This is a genomic window from Algoriphagus machipongonensis, assembly GCF_000166275.1.
Lineage (GTDB): Bacteria > Bacteroidota > Bacteroidia > Cytophagales > Cyclobacteriaceae > Algoriphagus > Algoriphagus machipongonensis.
This window is the reverse complement of record NZ_CM001023.1, coordinates 3,575,645-3,589,857: the sequence shown is the minus strand read 5'-3', so window position 1 is coordinate 3,589,857 and position 14,213 is coordinate 3,575,645. Positions and strand designations below refer to the sequence as shown.

At 37.7% G+C, this 14,213-nt stretch carries 12 protein-coding genes; 4 read left to right on the top strand and 8 right to left on the bottom strand.

The window, feature by feature from the left end; genetic code table 11:
* Positions 1–10: 10 nt before the first annotated feature.
* Positions 11–1,552, bottom strand: coding sequence for a thiol-activated cytolysin family protein (locus ALPR1_RS15085; protein WP_008201970.1), 1,542 nt, complete (start codon positions 1,550–1,552; stop codon positions 11–13).
* Positions 1,553–1,895: 343 nt separating this feature from the next.
* Between ALPR1_RS15085 and ALPR1_RS15080 the strand changes: the two genes are divergently transcribed.
* Both ALPR1_RS15080 and ALPR1_RS15075 read left to right on the top strand, forming a co-directional pair.
* The gene (locus ALPR1_RS15080; protein WP_008201968.1) at positions 1,896–2,576 is read left to right on the top strand and encodes a hypothetical protein; all 681 of its coding nucleotides are present in this window, start codon (positions 1,896–1,898) and stop codon (positions 2,574–2,576) included.
* An 11-nt stretch (positions 2,577–2,587) separates the two neighbouring features.
* Entirely contained in the window at positions 2,588–3,001 is a 414-nt protein-coding gene (locus tag ALPR1_RS15075; protein ID WP_008201965.1) for a DsrE family protein, read from the top strand.
* 392 nt (positions 3,002–3,393) lie between these two features.
* Here ALPR1_RS15075 and ALPR1_RS15070 read toward each other — a convergent pair whose 3' ends face one another.
* Complete coding sequence (locus ALPR1_RS15070; RefSeq protein WP_008201962.1) at positions 3,394–4,164, bottom strand: NYN domain-containing protein; 771 nt, start codon at positions 4,162–4,164, stop codon at positions 3,394–3,396.
* Between the two features lie 143 nt (positions 4,165–4,307).
* Here ALPR1_RS15070 and ALPR1_RS15065 point away from each other — a divergent pair, with 143 nt between their 5' ends.
* Both ALPR1_RS15065 and ALPR1_RS15060 read left to right on the top strand, forming a co-directional pair.
* Positions 4,308–6,488, top strand: coding sequence for a B12-binding domain-containing radical SAM protein (locus tag ALPR1_RS15065; protein WP_008201961.1), 2,181 nt, complete (start codon positions 4,308–4,310; stop codon positions 6,486–6,488).
* A 95-nt stretch (positions 6,489–6,583) separates the two neighbouring features.
* Entirely contained in the window at positions 6,584–7,153 is a 570-nt protein-coding gene (locus tag ALPR1_RS15060) for a Pycsar system effector family protein (protein ID WP_008201959.1), read from the top strand.
* A 40-nt stretch (positions 7,154–7,193) separates the two neighbouring features.
* Here ALPR1_RS15060 and ALPR1_RS15055 read toward each other — a convergent pair whose 3' ends face one another.
* The 6 genes from ALPR1_RS15055 to ALPR1_RS15030 form a co-directional block, all read right to left on the bottom strand.
* Positions 7,194–8,084 (bottom strand): dienelactone hydrolase family protein, encoded by an 891-nt coding sequence (locus ALPR1_RS15055; RefSeq protein ID WP_008201958.1) that lies wholly within the window; start codon positions 8,082–8,084, stop codon positions 7,194–7,196.
* Between the two features lie 160 nt (positions 8,085–8,244).
* On the bottom strand, positions 8,245–8,922 hold the full coding sequence (locus tag ALPR1_RS15050; protein WP_008201952.1) for a hypothetical protein: 678 nt from the start codon (positions 8,920–8,922) through the stop codon (positions 8,245–8,247).
* 46 nt (positions 8,923–8,968) lie between these two features.
* Entirely contained in the window at positions 8,969–10,279 is a 1,311-nt protein-coding gene (locus ALPR1_RS15045; protein ID WP_161599237.1) for a polysaccharide deacetylase family protein, read from the bottom strand.
* A 94-nt stretch (positions 10,280–10,373) separates the two neighbouring features.
* Complete coding sequence (locus ALPR1_RS15040; protein ID WP_008201947.1) at positions 10,374–10,955, bottom strand: O-methyltransferase; 582 nt, start codon at positions 10,953–10,955, stop codon at positions 10,374–10,376.
* 53 nt (positions 10,956–11,008) lie between these two features.
* Positions 11,009–13,282 (bottom strand): aminotransferase class III-fold pyridoxal phosphate-dependent enzyme, encoded by a 2,274-nt coding sequence (locus ALPR1_RS15035; RefSeq protein WP_008201945.1) that lies wholly within the window; start codon positions 13,280–13,282, stop codon positions 11,009–11,011.
* Between the two features lie 146 nt (positions 13,283–13,428).
* Positions 13,429–14,121 (bottom strand): SIMPL domain-containing protein, encoded by a 693-nt coding sequence (locus ALPR1_RS15030; protein WP_008201944.1) that lies wholly within the window; start codon positions 14,119–14,121, stop codon positions 13,429–13,431.
* Positions 14,122–14,213 lie beyond the last annotated feature (92 nt).

Below are 14,213 nucleotides of genomic sequence, written 5' to 3'. Positions count from 1 at the left end.
TGAGGGAAACCTAACAGGAGATTTCATTCAGGTATATCTTCGTCTTTAAAGTATTGGTGGTAGTCTGTAAGCAAACTTGGGTTGGTTTACTATAGGTTTTATCACTTAGGAACTTCCATTTAAATCCGTCTAAAACCTCAATAGTCACCCGGATTCCATAAGCTCCTGCAGGTATTGTTTTAACTGCTTTGGTATTAGTTTTTATAGATCCACTTCCAATGGACTTGTTATATTCAATTCCATTGACTCTTTGTTTGTAGGCGATTGTAAACCTTACTGTTGGTCCTAAAAAGCCATTTTTATTGTTTAATGAAACAGGTTTGGAAGGGTACTGATAGTCTTGACAGGTTTCTACCTCATACTCTGTTGTGTAACCCAGTTTAGCAGTGCTATTGTCTTTCAGGTAAGTTAGTTTATATGAAATCGGTACTCCTGGATTGTTTCTGGTGTATACGGCATTCTCACCAGTGATAATCTCATTCAAATCTCCAAAACTTGTTGCTTCTACCGCCTTTGAGGCCACTGAAGCATTTCCACCAATTGTCACAACTGTGATGGAGGAGTTGTTCAATATGTTTTTGTAGGTCGCTTCTAATTCTGCAGAAATGTTTGAAGTAAGTCCGGTCGCGTAATTTAAAGCACCTTCCAATTGGACATCTGTAGCTTCTGTGGTGGATATCATTCTAAACATGATAATCCTACCGTAGTTGACAGCTTGTACATAGGCAGGTGGAGCAGAGGCACTAAACTTAAGCTCTACATCTTCTAAGGAAGTATTTGGTCCAAAAACTTCCCCCGGACTGAAAGGTTCATTCATTGTTATTGAATAAAATACCTGCTTAAATACCATCATGGCTACTCTTTCAGTCTTTGTTGACTCATAGTTGAATTGAGCTGAAACGTCGCCTCTAGCCCATTCCACATTTAGTCCTACATCCATGCTAAGTTGTCTGGAGCTGTAAGAAGTACTGGCAGAATAGCTTGAGTTTGCCGCATTAACATAGCCATCTTGATAGGCATTGGCATTCCACCATTCTAAAGCCTCATCAATTTTTGGTTGAACAGTCGTATTGCTTGGATTATCCACGATGATATTTCCGTTTTCACCAATCCCAGGCAAATCAAGCCTTAATGAGACAGGTGCTCGGTCCACACCAGCCGGAGTCGGAAGGCCTCCCAGGGTTTCCTTGTCAGCAATTACCAAGGCACCTGGATAGATGATTCCGTTGGTAGGTCTTAGAATGGCGATGTTCTCAAAGTTATTTTTTAAGTCATAAGTAACGGTTTTACATTCCGTATAACCACCACTGAAACCTGAACTGGAGGTTCGGCTATTAACTTGAGTCCTCTGTGAGGCACCAGAAATATTTTGGGTATTTAATAAACCTTTTGAGTCATCTCCTAAGGTTCTGATGTAATCTCCTATGGTTGCGGCATCTGGAGAGACTTTAATGGGGTCCTCTTTGTTTCCGATATCACAGGAAGAAAAGATAAAAAGAAGTAGGGCAAAGCTAAAAAAAGCCCATAGTCTAGATGAAAATAATAATTTCATGGCGTATAGAATTTTGGTTGTAATTCTATAGGCGACAAAACTTTCCTAAAGTGGTAATGGGTAACGAGAAAAAAGTGATTTTTTTTGTTTTTAGCTCAAATCGAAATCAATATTCAATGTGATTTTGTAAAATTATTACTCTGATTGTATTTTTTAAATAGGATTATTTTTAGTGTTTATCTAAGGGTTAAGGTGTTTTATTGCTGAATTATTTAGAAATATGATTTTTTAGTAAATATCTGAAAAGCAGTGTATTAATTGACATTGTTAGTTTAATTAACTAATTTAAATACCATGTTTTTCGAGTAAGACAATATTTTTAAACCATAAAATTTTTATTTCCATGAACGATATAAATAGTAATTCTAGAAGAAATTTTCTTGGTAAAATAGCTTTAAGTTCAGCTATCGGGGGGATTTCAGGGATTCTTAATCCTGCTATAGGTAAAGAGGCAGGAGAAAGTAAGAAATCCATGCATGAGGCCGAAGAATGGCTTAAAAAAATCAAAGGTTCTCATCGGATAGTATATGATGGTGCAGAACCTTATAACGGATTTGCCATTATTTGGAACTGGGCTTTTTATTTGACTAATAATCAAACAGGGAGCGAGGACTCAGATATTACAGCAATTTCTGTGTTGAGGCACGGGGCTATTCCATTTGCATTTGATGATGCAATTTGGGCGAAGTACAAGTTGGGGGAAGTATTTAAGGTGAATGATAATGCTACAAATGCTCCAGCTCTTAGAAACCCGTATTATGATCCAAAGCCGGGGGATTTCCCTATGGCTCAAATTCAAGGTATAAAAGGCTTGCTAGATAGAGGTGCCATGTTTTGTGTTTGTGATTTGGCTATGCAGGTGTATAGTGGGCAAATAGCTGGAGCCATGAATCTAAAAATGGAAGATGTATATCAGGAATTTAAAGATGGAGTATTGCCAGGTATTCAAATTGTTCCATCAGGAGTTTGGGCTCTTGGAAGAGCTCAGGAACATGGTTGCGGATATATTTTTGCAGGAGGATAAAATTATCAGCAATGAAAAAAGTCTTAATAATATTCCTCCTCATGGCGGTTTTTGGGACAGCAAAATCCCAGGAGAGACCCGTGAAAATTGTTTTTGATGTAACAAGTGCCGACCCAAGCGTACATCAATCTGCCATGCGTCATATAACTATGATGTCCAACCAATATCCCGAATCAGAATTTGAAATGGTCATTTATAGTGGATCGATAGATATGGTCGTAAAGTATAAATCATCAGTTCAAAAAGAGCTTGAAATGCTGGCTTCCAAAAACAATGTGTCCTTTAAAGTGTGTGAAATGACACTCAATCGACATAAGTTAGAAATGTCCAACCTTATTCCTGGTGTAGAAACTGTTCCCGATGGAATTTTAGAAATCATCATGAAGCAGCAGGCAGGATGGGGCTATATTAAAGAGAGTAAATAATTATTTCCAAACCAATGTAAAGAGGCTGTCTCAATAATGCATTTTGTCATATTGCGCGATACGAGAAGTGGATTGATTGCTATATCAAGCCTTCTATACCAAAACTCATCGTGGAGGCTCAGTTCGACAAAAAACAGATTTATGAGACAGCCTTTTTTTTCAGTATATCAATATGTCCCAATAAAAACATACAGGTTTTTGTTGGGAATGAAGAAAATCGAACCTATGCTCTCTTGACCTTTTAAAATGACTTAAAAGCAAATCGTCCGGTATAATTGGGGATAGATAAAGAATTGATAATTCTTTGAGAAGGACTCATTTTAGAAGAGAAGTCATGGAAGTTCTGATATAATAGAATAATTGAAGCAGCACCTTCCATGATTTAAATGAAATTATTTCAATTTAACTAGGGGATAATTCAGTCCGTTAACCTCATTCTTGATCACTTGATATTTTTTCAGACTCCTAAATAGCTCAGTTAAATTCCTGAAGCCATAAGATCTAGGGTCAAATGAGGGGTCGATTTTTCTTAAGGAAGCCCCGATTTTAGCAATATGAATTTCATCCTCTTCATCGGAAGAGATCTCAAAAGCTTTATTTATCAAGTTTAGATCCAGTTTAGGCGATTCTTTTTTAGAAGAATCTGATTTGCTCGCTCCAGATTTGGTATTGCCTGAGCTTGGCTTTTCTGCTTTTGTTTCCGTTGATTTTTCTTCATCCGTATCGGGTCCGAGGTTTTCAGCGAAAGTGAAAATCTCACAAGATTGTACAAAAGCTTTTGGAGTAATCCTTCTCCCTATACCCATGACAAACATGCCTTCCTCACGAATTCTTTTGGCCAAACCTGTATAATCAGAGTCGCTTGATACGATGCAGAATCCATCCACGCTACTACTATGTAAAATGTCCATAGCATCGATGATCAATGAACTGTCTGTTGAGTTTTTACCAGTAGTGTAGGAAAACTTCTGAATAGGACTGAAAGAATGAAGATTGATCATTTCTTTCCAGCTATTCATTTGGGGAGTAGTCCAGTCACCATAAATTCTACGAATCGTGGCTTTTCCATATTTTGAAACTTCCTCTAAAATCTCCTTGATTAACTTGGCTGAGGCGTTGTCGCCGTCAATTAATACGGCAATGTTGAATTTGTTGTCTCGCATGATTAAAAATTTGTGACAATTAAATCTACCAAATATTAAGCCGATAAACGGATTTGCTGATGGTACTTTGGTTAAATCTTTAAAAGACTGGCAATGGAGTCGGGATTCTTTACGAAATTGGGCAAGTATTCAATTCATTTACTGTGTCTCAAAAAGTTCTTTTAATAACGCCTCCTTTTACTCAGCTAAACACGCCTTACCCTGCGACGGCTTATTTAAAAGGCTACCTGAATACGATTAGTGTAGACTCTGCCCAGATGGACCTTGGGATTGAACTGATATTAGAACTATTCTCTAAGCAGGGCTTAACTTCTGTTTTCGATGAAATAGAGCAAAATGATTTCGAACTCTCAGAGAATGCTGCAAGAATTTATAGGCTTAAATCCAGTTATTTACAGACCATTGATTCTGTCATTGCTTTTCTACAGGATAAAAACCCAACACTTGCCTATAGAATCTCTGAGGGTGATTTCTTACCTGAAGCGAGTAGGTTTGAGCAGTTAGATGATCTTGATTGGGCTTTTGGTACTTTGGGAGTACGAGATAAAGCCCGCTATTTTTCAACACACTATCTAGAGGATATTGGAGATCTGATAACTGAAGTGATTGACCCCAATTTTGGCTTTAGCAGATATGCCGAACAGTTGGGTTTATCTGCAAATGAATTTGATGAGTTGGATCAAGCTTTACAGGGAGAAAATGGACTCATTGATAAAATGATGATCAGCCTTCTTTCTGACAAAATGCTGGAAGTGATGCCAACTGTGGTAGCTTTTTCGGTGCCTTTCCCAGGGAATTTATACGGAGCCTTAAAGTGTGGGCAATACCTAAAAGAGATGTTTCCGGAGTTACCTATAATTATGGGTGGAGGCTATCCAAATACCGAGTTGAGAACCTTAAAAGATCCGCGGATTTTTAATTACATCGATTATATCACATTGGATGATGGGGAAGCTCCCATCCGTATTCTTTTAGAATATTTGAGAGGGCAGTCATCCCTGGAAAATTTGAAAAGAACATTCTATAGGGAGGATGGAGAAGTTAGATTTAATACGAATTCGAGTCAAAAGGATGTCTCTCAGCGGGATGTGGGCACTCCAGATTATGAAGGCTTACATTTGAAAGATTATTTATCTGTGATTGAAGTAGCGAACCCCATGCATCGTCTATGGAGTGATGGGCGGTGGAACAAGCTGACATTAGCCCATGGGTGCTACTGGGGAAAATGTACTTTTTGTGATATCTCCTTGGATTACATCGCACGATATGAGCCGATTACAGCTTCTATTATTTGTGATAGAATCGAAACTATCATGGAGCAAACAGGTGAAAACGGATTTCATTTTGTGGATGAGGCCGCTCCTCCAGCTTTAATGCGCGACGTGGCAATAGAAATATTGAGACGAGGACTCTCTGTAGTTTGGTGGACAAATATTCGTTTTGAAATTAGTTTCTCTAAAGACCTTTGTCGTCTCTTGAGAGCTTCTGGTTGCATTGCGGTGTCGGGTGGCTTAGAGGTGGCCTCAGATAGGTTATTGTCTTTAATCAAGAAAGGGGTGACCGTTAGTCAGGTTTCCCAAGTTTGCAATCATTTCAGTCAGGCCGGGATAATGGTGCACGCTTATTTGATGTACGGATTTCCTACTCAAACTTCCCAAGAAACTATTGATTCAATGGAAATGGTTAGACAGCTTTTTGAAGTAGGAGTATTACAGTCGGCTTTTTGGCATCGTTTTGCGATGACAGCACATAGTCCGGTTGGTTTGGATCCTGAATTTTTTCGAGTGCAAAGAGTAGGAGAAGGCCAAGGGTCTTTTGCTAATAACGAGCTTCCTTTTGAAGATCCTGTAGGGACGGACCATGCTGAGTTTTCGGAGGGCCTTAGAAAGTCTCTTTTCAATTATATGCATGGGGTAGGTTTTGATATCCCGCATCAAGATTGGTTTGAAGTGGATGTTCCAAAGACTAGCATTTCACCTCAGTTTATTGGAAACGCATTGACAGGAGAAAAGAAATTTTCATACCAAGACCAACATAGGATATTGTGGATTGGGGCTGAGCCTGAGATGGTTATTTATGAGGAAGACGATATTTGTGAGTTGATCTTTTCAGGAAAAAAGGAAGATTTTGCAATGGAGTTACCGGTGCAATTTGGAGAATGGGTTTATAAGATGTTGTTGAAAGTGTCTTATGTTCAGGAACTTAACCGTTTGAAAGTAATAAGAGAAAATTATGAAGAAGAAATGGGTGACTTTGAGGAGTTGATAGAATCAGAAGTGTGGGAAATATTAAGAGATCAAGGTCTTTTATTTTTTAAAGTTTAGTTTAAAAGGATTGCTAGATTGATTTTGCCGAAAGCTCTTTTTACCAAATTTATTGTTAATTTTTTATGTAAATTCCATCATCTTAAATGATATCAATGGAACAACCTGTACCTATAAAAAAGGAAAAAGCTGATCGCGAACATCAGACATTTTTCAGAGTAACTTTTAAGAATAATTGCAACCTTTTACAGATTGCAGATAATAAAGCCAATATCATTATTAGTATCAATGCATTGGTGATTTCTTCTGTCGTGGCAATCATGGGCTATGGGACAATTTCTCATCAAATTGAGGTTTTAAACCCTCTTACATTGCTTCCAGTAATATTGATGCTTGCTACTTGTTTTGTGTCTACCATTTTAGCGGTCCAGTCTGCGAAACCCAAAATCATGGGGAAGAAAACCATCGACCACGTGGTTCCAAAATCGAGTATTCTGTTTTTTGGAACAAGTGCTGACTTATCTATGGAGGAATACTTGGCAGAGGTTAAAAGAATTTTACCTTCAAAAAATGAGATCCAAGAGCAAATGTCAATTGCACTTTTTTACCAAGCCAAAGTCCTGAGTAAAAAATACAAGCTTTTAAGACATGCATATAATGTTTTTATAGCAGGCTTAGCAATGGGTATTGCCACCTTCCTGATTTATATCGGAATGATCTATTAATAAAAAAGAGAGGCTTATAGACCTCTCTTTTTTATTTCTGTTATCCTTTCAGATGTTCTTTGAAAAAGCTAATAGTGCGTTCCCAAGCTAACGTTGCTGCTGCTTCGTCGTACCTCGATGTGGTATTATTATGAAATCCATGGTTAACATCTGGATAGACATAAGCTTGATATTCCACATTGTTAGCTTTTAAAGCCTCTTCATAGGCTGGCCAGCCAGCATTAACTCGCTCATCCAAACCTGCATATTGAAGCATCAAAGGTGCATTGATTTTAGCAGTTTCCTCAGCCGACGGTTGACCTCCATAAAATGGGACCGCAGCTCCTAAATCTGGAATCCTTACAGCCATCATATTGGAAATCCATCCTCCAAAACAAAATCCTACAACCCCAACTTCTCCTGTGCAATTTGGATGGTTTTTTAAGGTTTCGTATGCTGCGATAAAATCTTCCAACATTTCATTTCTATCTCTTTTGGATTGCATTGCCCTACCATCATCATCATTTCCAGGATAACCTCCCAGAGGGGTTAAAGCATCTGGAGCTAATGAAATAAATCCTGCAACTGCACATCTTTTCCCAACATCCTCGATGTAAGGGTTCAATCCTCTGTTTTCGTGGACCACTACAATGCCTGGTACTTTTCCGCTCATTCCCGTTGGGGTGGATAAAAGCCCTTTGATTTCTCCGCCACCTTTTGGAGAATTATACGTGATGTATTCTGACTCCAATCGCTCATCATCTGGTAGGATGGTTTTGGTGTCAACATAATTTGGCATCATGGCACTCATAAGGGAGGCAACTGTAATTCCGCCTACCGCATAGGTAGATAATTTCTCTACAAATGTTCTTCGATCAAGTTTGTTATGAGCATAGGCATCATATAGATCAAATACCTCCTGTTTAATATCTTCTTTTTTAAGTTCTTTCATGGTAGGGTTATTTTGTTTGGTAGATAAGATATTAAAAATCAGAATGATTTGATAATGATTTTATACGAAGTAAAAGGTGCTGGCCTTGAATTGTTGTGATTTTTGAATGGTTCTCAAGAATCAATGGGAGGATTTAATTCTATTCAGAGGAAAGCACACTTTAATTTTTGTTCTTAATTCTAACCAGCTTACTTCCACTAGTAAAATCAATGCTGTTTTTAGAAGTTTTTTCTAAGCTATATTCGATTGATTTATCGATTATTTGAGTTCCTAAACTATAGGCTAAACCAACCTTTACTTTTTTGGAAGTGTCATTTTTAAGGTCTAATTCTATTTTCTCATATCCTAAAAATGAAATAGTGTATGTCTGGTTTTCTTCACCTTTTGGTAGAGTTAAATTGCAAATTCCATTCTGGTTTGATTGAAAAAATTTGTTTTTCGATTTGTCTTCAAAAAATTTAAAAACTGTTGCGGGTATTGGCATTTTATTTTCCAAATCATAAAATTCAAATTGAAATTCCACCAGATCAGGTGCTGTTTTGATTTCTAGAGAGTTAGTATAAATTTCACTTCTAATTGAATCTTTATGGGGAGAGTAATTAAGTGTCAATTTTTCTTTCGAAAGTTGGTAATTGCCATGTCCAAAAGTTTCAGGACCCAAATCTCCACCAGACTCATATTGAAATGTGCCATCTTTTGAGAACTCAAACTTTTGGTATTGATCTATTATCGATTTTGGAGTTTTTAGATAGAATTTTCCTTCTATCTTTTTTTGAGCAAATGTGTTAAGACAAAAAATTAGCATAAGGAAAAAAACAGCTGTGAGCTTCTGAATCATTCAAATAACTGGTTTGATTTTCGTTTCTAATAATACTAATTAACCTTTAATTGGTAATAAATGTCGAGGATTCTGATAATTTCAATGGAAACATCACATATCTTCCTTTCGAGTCTGATTTTATTTCTAAAGATTCCTGATTACTATTTTTTGCTTGTTTCCAGTTTTCTGGAATATAGGTTTTAACGGTTAAGGGGACTGAATAAACCGATGGATCCAATTCAGATTCTAAAGAAATAGATATAGTTCCATCTTCCATGCTGCTTTTTACTTGGCTGTTTTGCCTAGCACGAATGAATTTGGTAACATCTCTAAAAGTTTCTATCCATAAGTCGTTTTCCTTAGCTTTCATATAGGAGAAATACTGGGTTAATTCCTCTTTGGTTTTGGGTTCCCAACCTAAGTTTTCAACTCCATGAATCACTAATACCAGCCAAATATTATCACGGTTCATTACCGTGTCTACCCAGCTTTTCATTTCCTCAATAGAATGCCGTGTTTGAGGACCTCTCTGCCATTGAACATACTCTCGGTTTGATTCCCCTGGATTAGCATCACTTCCACGGTTAATTTCTTCTAGCCAATCTTCTGGCATTCTGTTACGTAAAGCAGGATAAATCTCATGAGCATATTCCATGACCCGCTCATTTTCCGTTCCATAGGGACCTTCGGCCGAGAAAATTGACTCTTCACCAATAAATTTTAATAGGTCCGCTTTGCTTTGCTCCAATTCATAAAGCATGTTTTTCTCATCTAGCACAGCTAACCTTGGGTGGGTCACCGTATGTGATGCTATTTCATGACCTTGAGATGAATAGAGCTTGTATTGCTCCCAAGTAGTTGTGTCTTCTACATTATTATGAAATATCACCTCGCCGGTGTTAATCATTTTTCCGTTCCTTATTTTCTCATATCCTTCATCTAGTAATTTGTAAGCTTCGTCTTTTTTACCAGATTCATACAAAGAGCCGACTCTGGCATGATAATCCTCTGCCTCGGTAGTTCCTGTGAAGGCAATAAGTGAGGCTCTTTCAAAGAAACTATTTGAATCGGTAGGGGTGATTTGAGTTTCTTGGATGATTTCCTCAGGACTTCTCCCGATAAACTTCCCTTTCCCAGAACCTTCTACTTTCCCTGTGATGATATAAAAGGTGGCAGGTAATGCCAAACTATCAAGAATAGGCTTTGCAATGGTTAACTGATTGATTATTCCATCATCAAATGTGATAGAAACTGCTCCTGTTTTACCATTAGGCCATTTGGTGATTTCTGATGTTCCAATGACGGAGTCAGGTTTTGAACAGGAAAAACTCAAACTAATGATAAAGAATGTGAGAATTCGGAAAGATGATTTCATTTTGGGTAGATCAAGGGTGTGGTCCAATATCTTAATTTTGAACAACATATGGAATACCGCCAATCCAATACTGGTATTTACATACTGTTACTTTTTAGCAGATTTTGGTCATTAGGATCACTCCAGTAGACCAGTTCATTTTAGTTAAATGAAAATCTTTACGCTGTTCTAATTTTTCAATCAATGCAGCAGCATTTTCTGCATGACCTTCTGGCCAATTGGGCTGCTCATCCATATCGTCGATTAGATAGATACCTCCAACTTTTAACATCTCAAAAACCTCTTCCAAATGGCTGTATTTACCTGGCCAAGCATCTGCAAAAATTAAATCAAACTTAGGTCCTTTATAATTTTTTAGCCAGGTCTTTCCATCTTCCAAAACCAGATCTATTCTTGAATCATGACCAAAAAAACCTTGGCAGATTTCAATAAGCTGAGAGTCATTATCCACGGTGGTTAAAGTGGAATCAGAATCCATACCGTCAATCATCCAAGAAAGCGATAACCCAATCCCAGTACCTAGCTCTAGAAAATGACCTTTCGGTTTGCTTGCAACGAGCGATTTTAAAAGTGACCCAATATATAAATCAGAAGGCATGGTGAAACCTATTTCTGCTGATTTAGCTTCGATTTGAGGGTGTATAGCTGGTTTGTTCCGGATCTTATGATCTTCCATAATTCAATTTTAAAGGCTGGGAAATTAGTTTTGTTGTGTTTAAAAAGTCACAATTATTGTATCTCTTTCAGTACATCTTCAATGGTTGAAACCACTGTTTCTGCATTCGCTTTATTAAAACAGAGTGGGGGTTTGGTCTTCAGTACATTGTCATTTGGACCATCTGTGCTGATCAGAATATTTCTGTTTCTAAGTTCATTTTTGAGTAAGGAAGCAAGTGAGGTGTTTGGGTTTTTAGTCCCTTCCTGAACAATCTCAACCCCTAAGAATAAACCTGATCCTCTCACATCACCAATACAGGAATGCCTTGTTTGAAGATCTTTAAATAAGTCCATGTAATGGGTGCCTACCTCAAGCGCGTTTTGCTGTAATTGCTCTTCCTCCAATACTTCCAAAACACTTAATCCTATTGCGCAAGAAACTGGGTTGCCTCCAAAAGAACTGAAAAATTCTACTCCTTGGCTAAAAGAAGCGGCAATTTCATCCGTCGTAATGACGGCTCCAATAGGATGTCCATTTCCCATGGGTTTTCCTAGAATAACCATATCGGGAACTACTTCCTGAGCTTCATAGCCCCAGAAATGATGGCCGATCCTTCCAAAACCAGTTTGTACTTCATCACTAATACAGATACCACCTTGTTTTCTGATAGCAGGGTAAAGCTCTTTTAAATAACCTTTGGCTAGGGGAACTTGCCCACCACAGCCTACGATGGGTTCTGTAATAAATGCACCTATTTTATCATGGAAATCTCCCATCATTGAGATCGCATCCTGAGCATATTTCTTTCCAGCACTTCCGTCATCCTCTTGGTACTTTCCTAAATAGCTGTCTGGAATGGGTACTTTCAAAATATTGGGTTTTTGTCCCAAACCTTTTTTGTTGGAAAACTTGTAATCACTGATATCCATGGCGATTTGAGTGTTGCCATGATACCCATGTTCCATCACCATGAAGTTTTTGCTGCCGGTATGTGCTTGAGCTAATCGCATTGCCAAATCGCTGGCCGCACTGCCTGAGTTGACAAAGTAAACTTTGCTCAGGGATGGTGGAAACTTTGCTAAAAGCTTTTCAGCATAGGCAGGGAGTAAATCATACAGATATCGAGTGTTGGTGTTGAGCGTTGCCATTTGTCTTTGACCCGCTTCAACAACCTTAGGATGACAATGTCCAACATGGGGTATATTGTTATATGCATCCAATATTGAATTGCCAAATGCATCATACATGTATTGGAAAGTAGCACCTAACATGGGGATGGGCGATTTATAGCTTACAGAAAGTATGGAGCTAATCGATTGATGTCGACGCTCTAATTGCATTTGGGGTTTAGGAGCCTCTGGAGTCGGTAGATTTACCGCTTTTCTAAAGCAGTTTGTAGCTTCTAAAGGACTGATAGAAATCCATTTTCTCAATAGCTTCCAAGCTGATTTTTCACTTATCGAAGCATATGAATTTTCAGGATCAGCATTTCGGGCGTGAGCCGACTGTGAGAGACTGATGCAAAGTCTGGCTCCAATCAAGTAGTACAATAAATCTATTTCCTCCTCTAATAGTGGGTTTTCATGGTGGTACCCTTTTAAAAAATCAATGCTCCAAGCCAAAGGATCCTCTTTGTCATAGATGACATAGGTCAAAGCGATGGCCACTTCATTGATTAATTGGGAGTAGCATAAATCTCCAAAATCGATGATTCCACTTACTTGGTGATTTTGCACTAAAACATTCCATTCATTTGCATCACAATGGATGACTTGTTTTCGAAGACCTGGAAGCTTTGGACTTACATGCTCTTCAAATTGGAGAAAGAAATGTCTTACCAAATTTCTATCTGAAGGATGGGGGATCTCTTCTAAGAATTCTTTGTTCAACTGTAAATTTTGTAGATCCCAATCTAAAACCCTGGCTTTTAAAACATAGTCTGAATGGCTTTTCAGTTGATTGTCCATTTTACCTAGAAACTGCCCTAATGAATGATAGAGTTCGGTTTTGGGGGCTGCATTAGCTATGAACTCACCTTCTAAATAGGAAAGTAATCTGACGATTGTTTTGTTTCCGGCGATGGAAACTACTTGAATTTTATTTCCATTTAAGGAAGGAATAGGTCTCGGAAAATAGTTATTTTCCTTAAGGTTAAGATAGGTGAGGACTTTAGTTTCAGCCTCTAAAGTGTCAAAAAGTTCTTGCTCAAAAGGATAAGTTTTTAAGATGTGTTTCTCAGTTTTTTGAGTAATCTCAAAATTCTGATTGAAATAGCCATTGAGCTTTTTTATGGTGGTTTGGTCAAATCCAAATTCCTTTCTTAGCAAGGATTTTAATTCCTCCATTGATTTCTAGTCTTGGGTTTAAAGAGTATTGAAAATGAAAGATCAACATTAAAAACTTTTTTTGAAACTGAAATGATGGTTCTCCGCTTTTGAAAGGACAAAAAAAAGAGACTCGTGTGAGTCTCTTTTATCAATTAGGAGCCTAATTAATAGGTGTATTTTACAATTATTCGTTTCTCCAAGCTCATTTCATCAGGAGCAATCATAGCCTCATTTGAACTATCAGCACTAGCTCTCATTGCCTGCATTTTGTAAACGGGTTGATTAGGAGAGTTTAAGGAGACACGGTGAACTCGAATACTTTTGATGCCTAAAGTTTCAGAGATCAACCTTGCGCGACTTTCTGCATTTTTTAAAGCTTCAGTGAGTAGTTGATCTTCCAAAGACTTTTGGGTTTCTTCAGAGACTTGGAAATGTAAATTAAAGCTCATATCTCCAGCGTCCTGAATTGACTCAACGATTTTTTGTAAGTCCTCATTTTTACTGTTGGTAGTGATTTTCAAAGTTTGGGAAGCCACGTAACCACTGTCTCTAGAATATCCGCTTCTATAGATTCTATTGATATTTACAGCGTAGTTATCTGCCACCAATTTATAGTCTTTGATTCTTGCTTTATCCAATGCCTTGGCTAAGTTTTTTGTCTTTGCATTCAAGACCTCAATAGCCTCCGATACCTTCATAGATTTTTCTTGTAGGTTAATGGAAAATACAGCTTCATCAGGCGCCATTTTTCTTACAGAATATCCTTCAACTTCTATCAGTGGAATAGATAAATCTTCTTGAGCTATTGCAGGCATAGTAAGCGCTAGCCCGATTAAAAGTGATAGTAGATATTTCATAATTCTTTTGTTGGTTTATACATTTAATTAGTCAAAACCGAGGCCAGAAAGTATCACTGTAATTTTTTGTCTCACTAAATGATGTTAATAAG

Bases quoted from the DNA above. Each gene is read 5' to 3' on its own strand.
- ALPR1_RS15060 (WP_008201959.1), top strand. From the start codon at position 6,584: ATGGAACAACCTGTACCTATAAAAAAGGAAAAAGCTGATCGCGAACAT.
- ALPR1_RS15085 (WP_008201970.1), bottom strand. From the start codon at position 1,552: ATGAAATTATTATTTTCATCTAGACTATGGGCTTTTTTTAGCTTTGCC.
- ALPR1_RS15040 (WP_008201947.1), bottom strand. From the start codon at position 10,955: ATGGAAGATCATAAGATCCGGAACAAACCAGCTATACACCCTCAAATC.
- ALPR1_RS15035 (WP_008201945.1), bottom strand. From the start codon at position 13,282: ATGGAGGAATTAAAATCCTTGCTAAGAAAGGAATTTGGATTTGACCAA.
- ALPR1_RS15045 (WP_161599237.1), bottom strand. From the start codon at position 10,279: ATGAAATCATCTTTCCGAATTCTCACATTCTTTATCATTAGTTTGAGT.
- ALPR1_RS15070 (WP_008201962.1), bottom strand. From the start codon at position 4,164: ATGCGAGACAACAAATTCAACATTGCCGTATTAATTGACGGCGACAAC.
- ALPR1_RS15055 (WP_008201958.1), bottom strand. From the start codon at position 8,084: ATGAAAGAACTTAAAAAAGAAGATATTAAACAGGAGGTATTTGATCTA.
- ALPR1_RS15030 (WP_008201944.1), bottom strand. From the start codon at position 14,121: ATGAAATATCTACTATCACTTTTAATCGGGCTAGCGCTTACTATGCCT.
- ALPR1_RS15080 (WP_008201968.1), top strand. From the start codon at position 1,896: ATGAACGATATAAATAGTAATTCTAGAAGAAATTTTCTTGGTAAAATA.
- ALPR1_RS15050 (WP_008201952.1), bottom strand. From the start codon at position 8,922: ATGATTCAGAAGCTCACAGCTGTTTTTTTCCTTATGCTAATTTTTTGT.
- ALPR1_RS15075 (WP_008201965.1), top strand. From the start codon at position 2,588: ATGAAAAAAGTCTTAATAATATTCCTCCTCATGGCGGTTTTTGGGACA.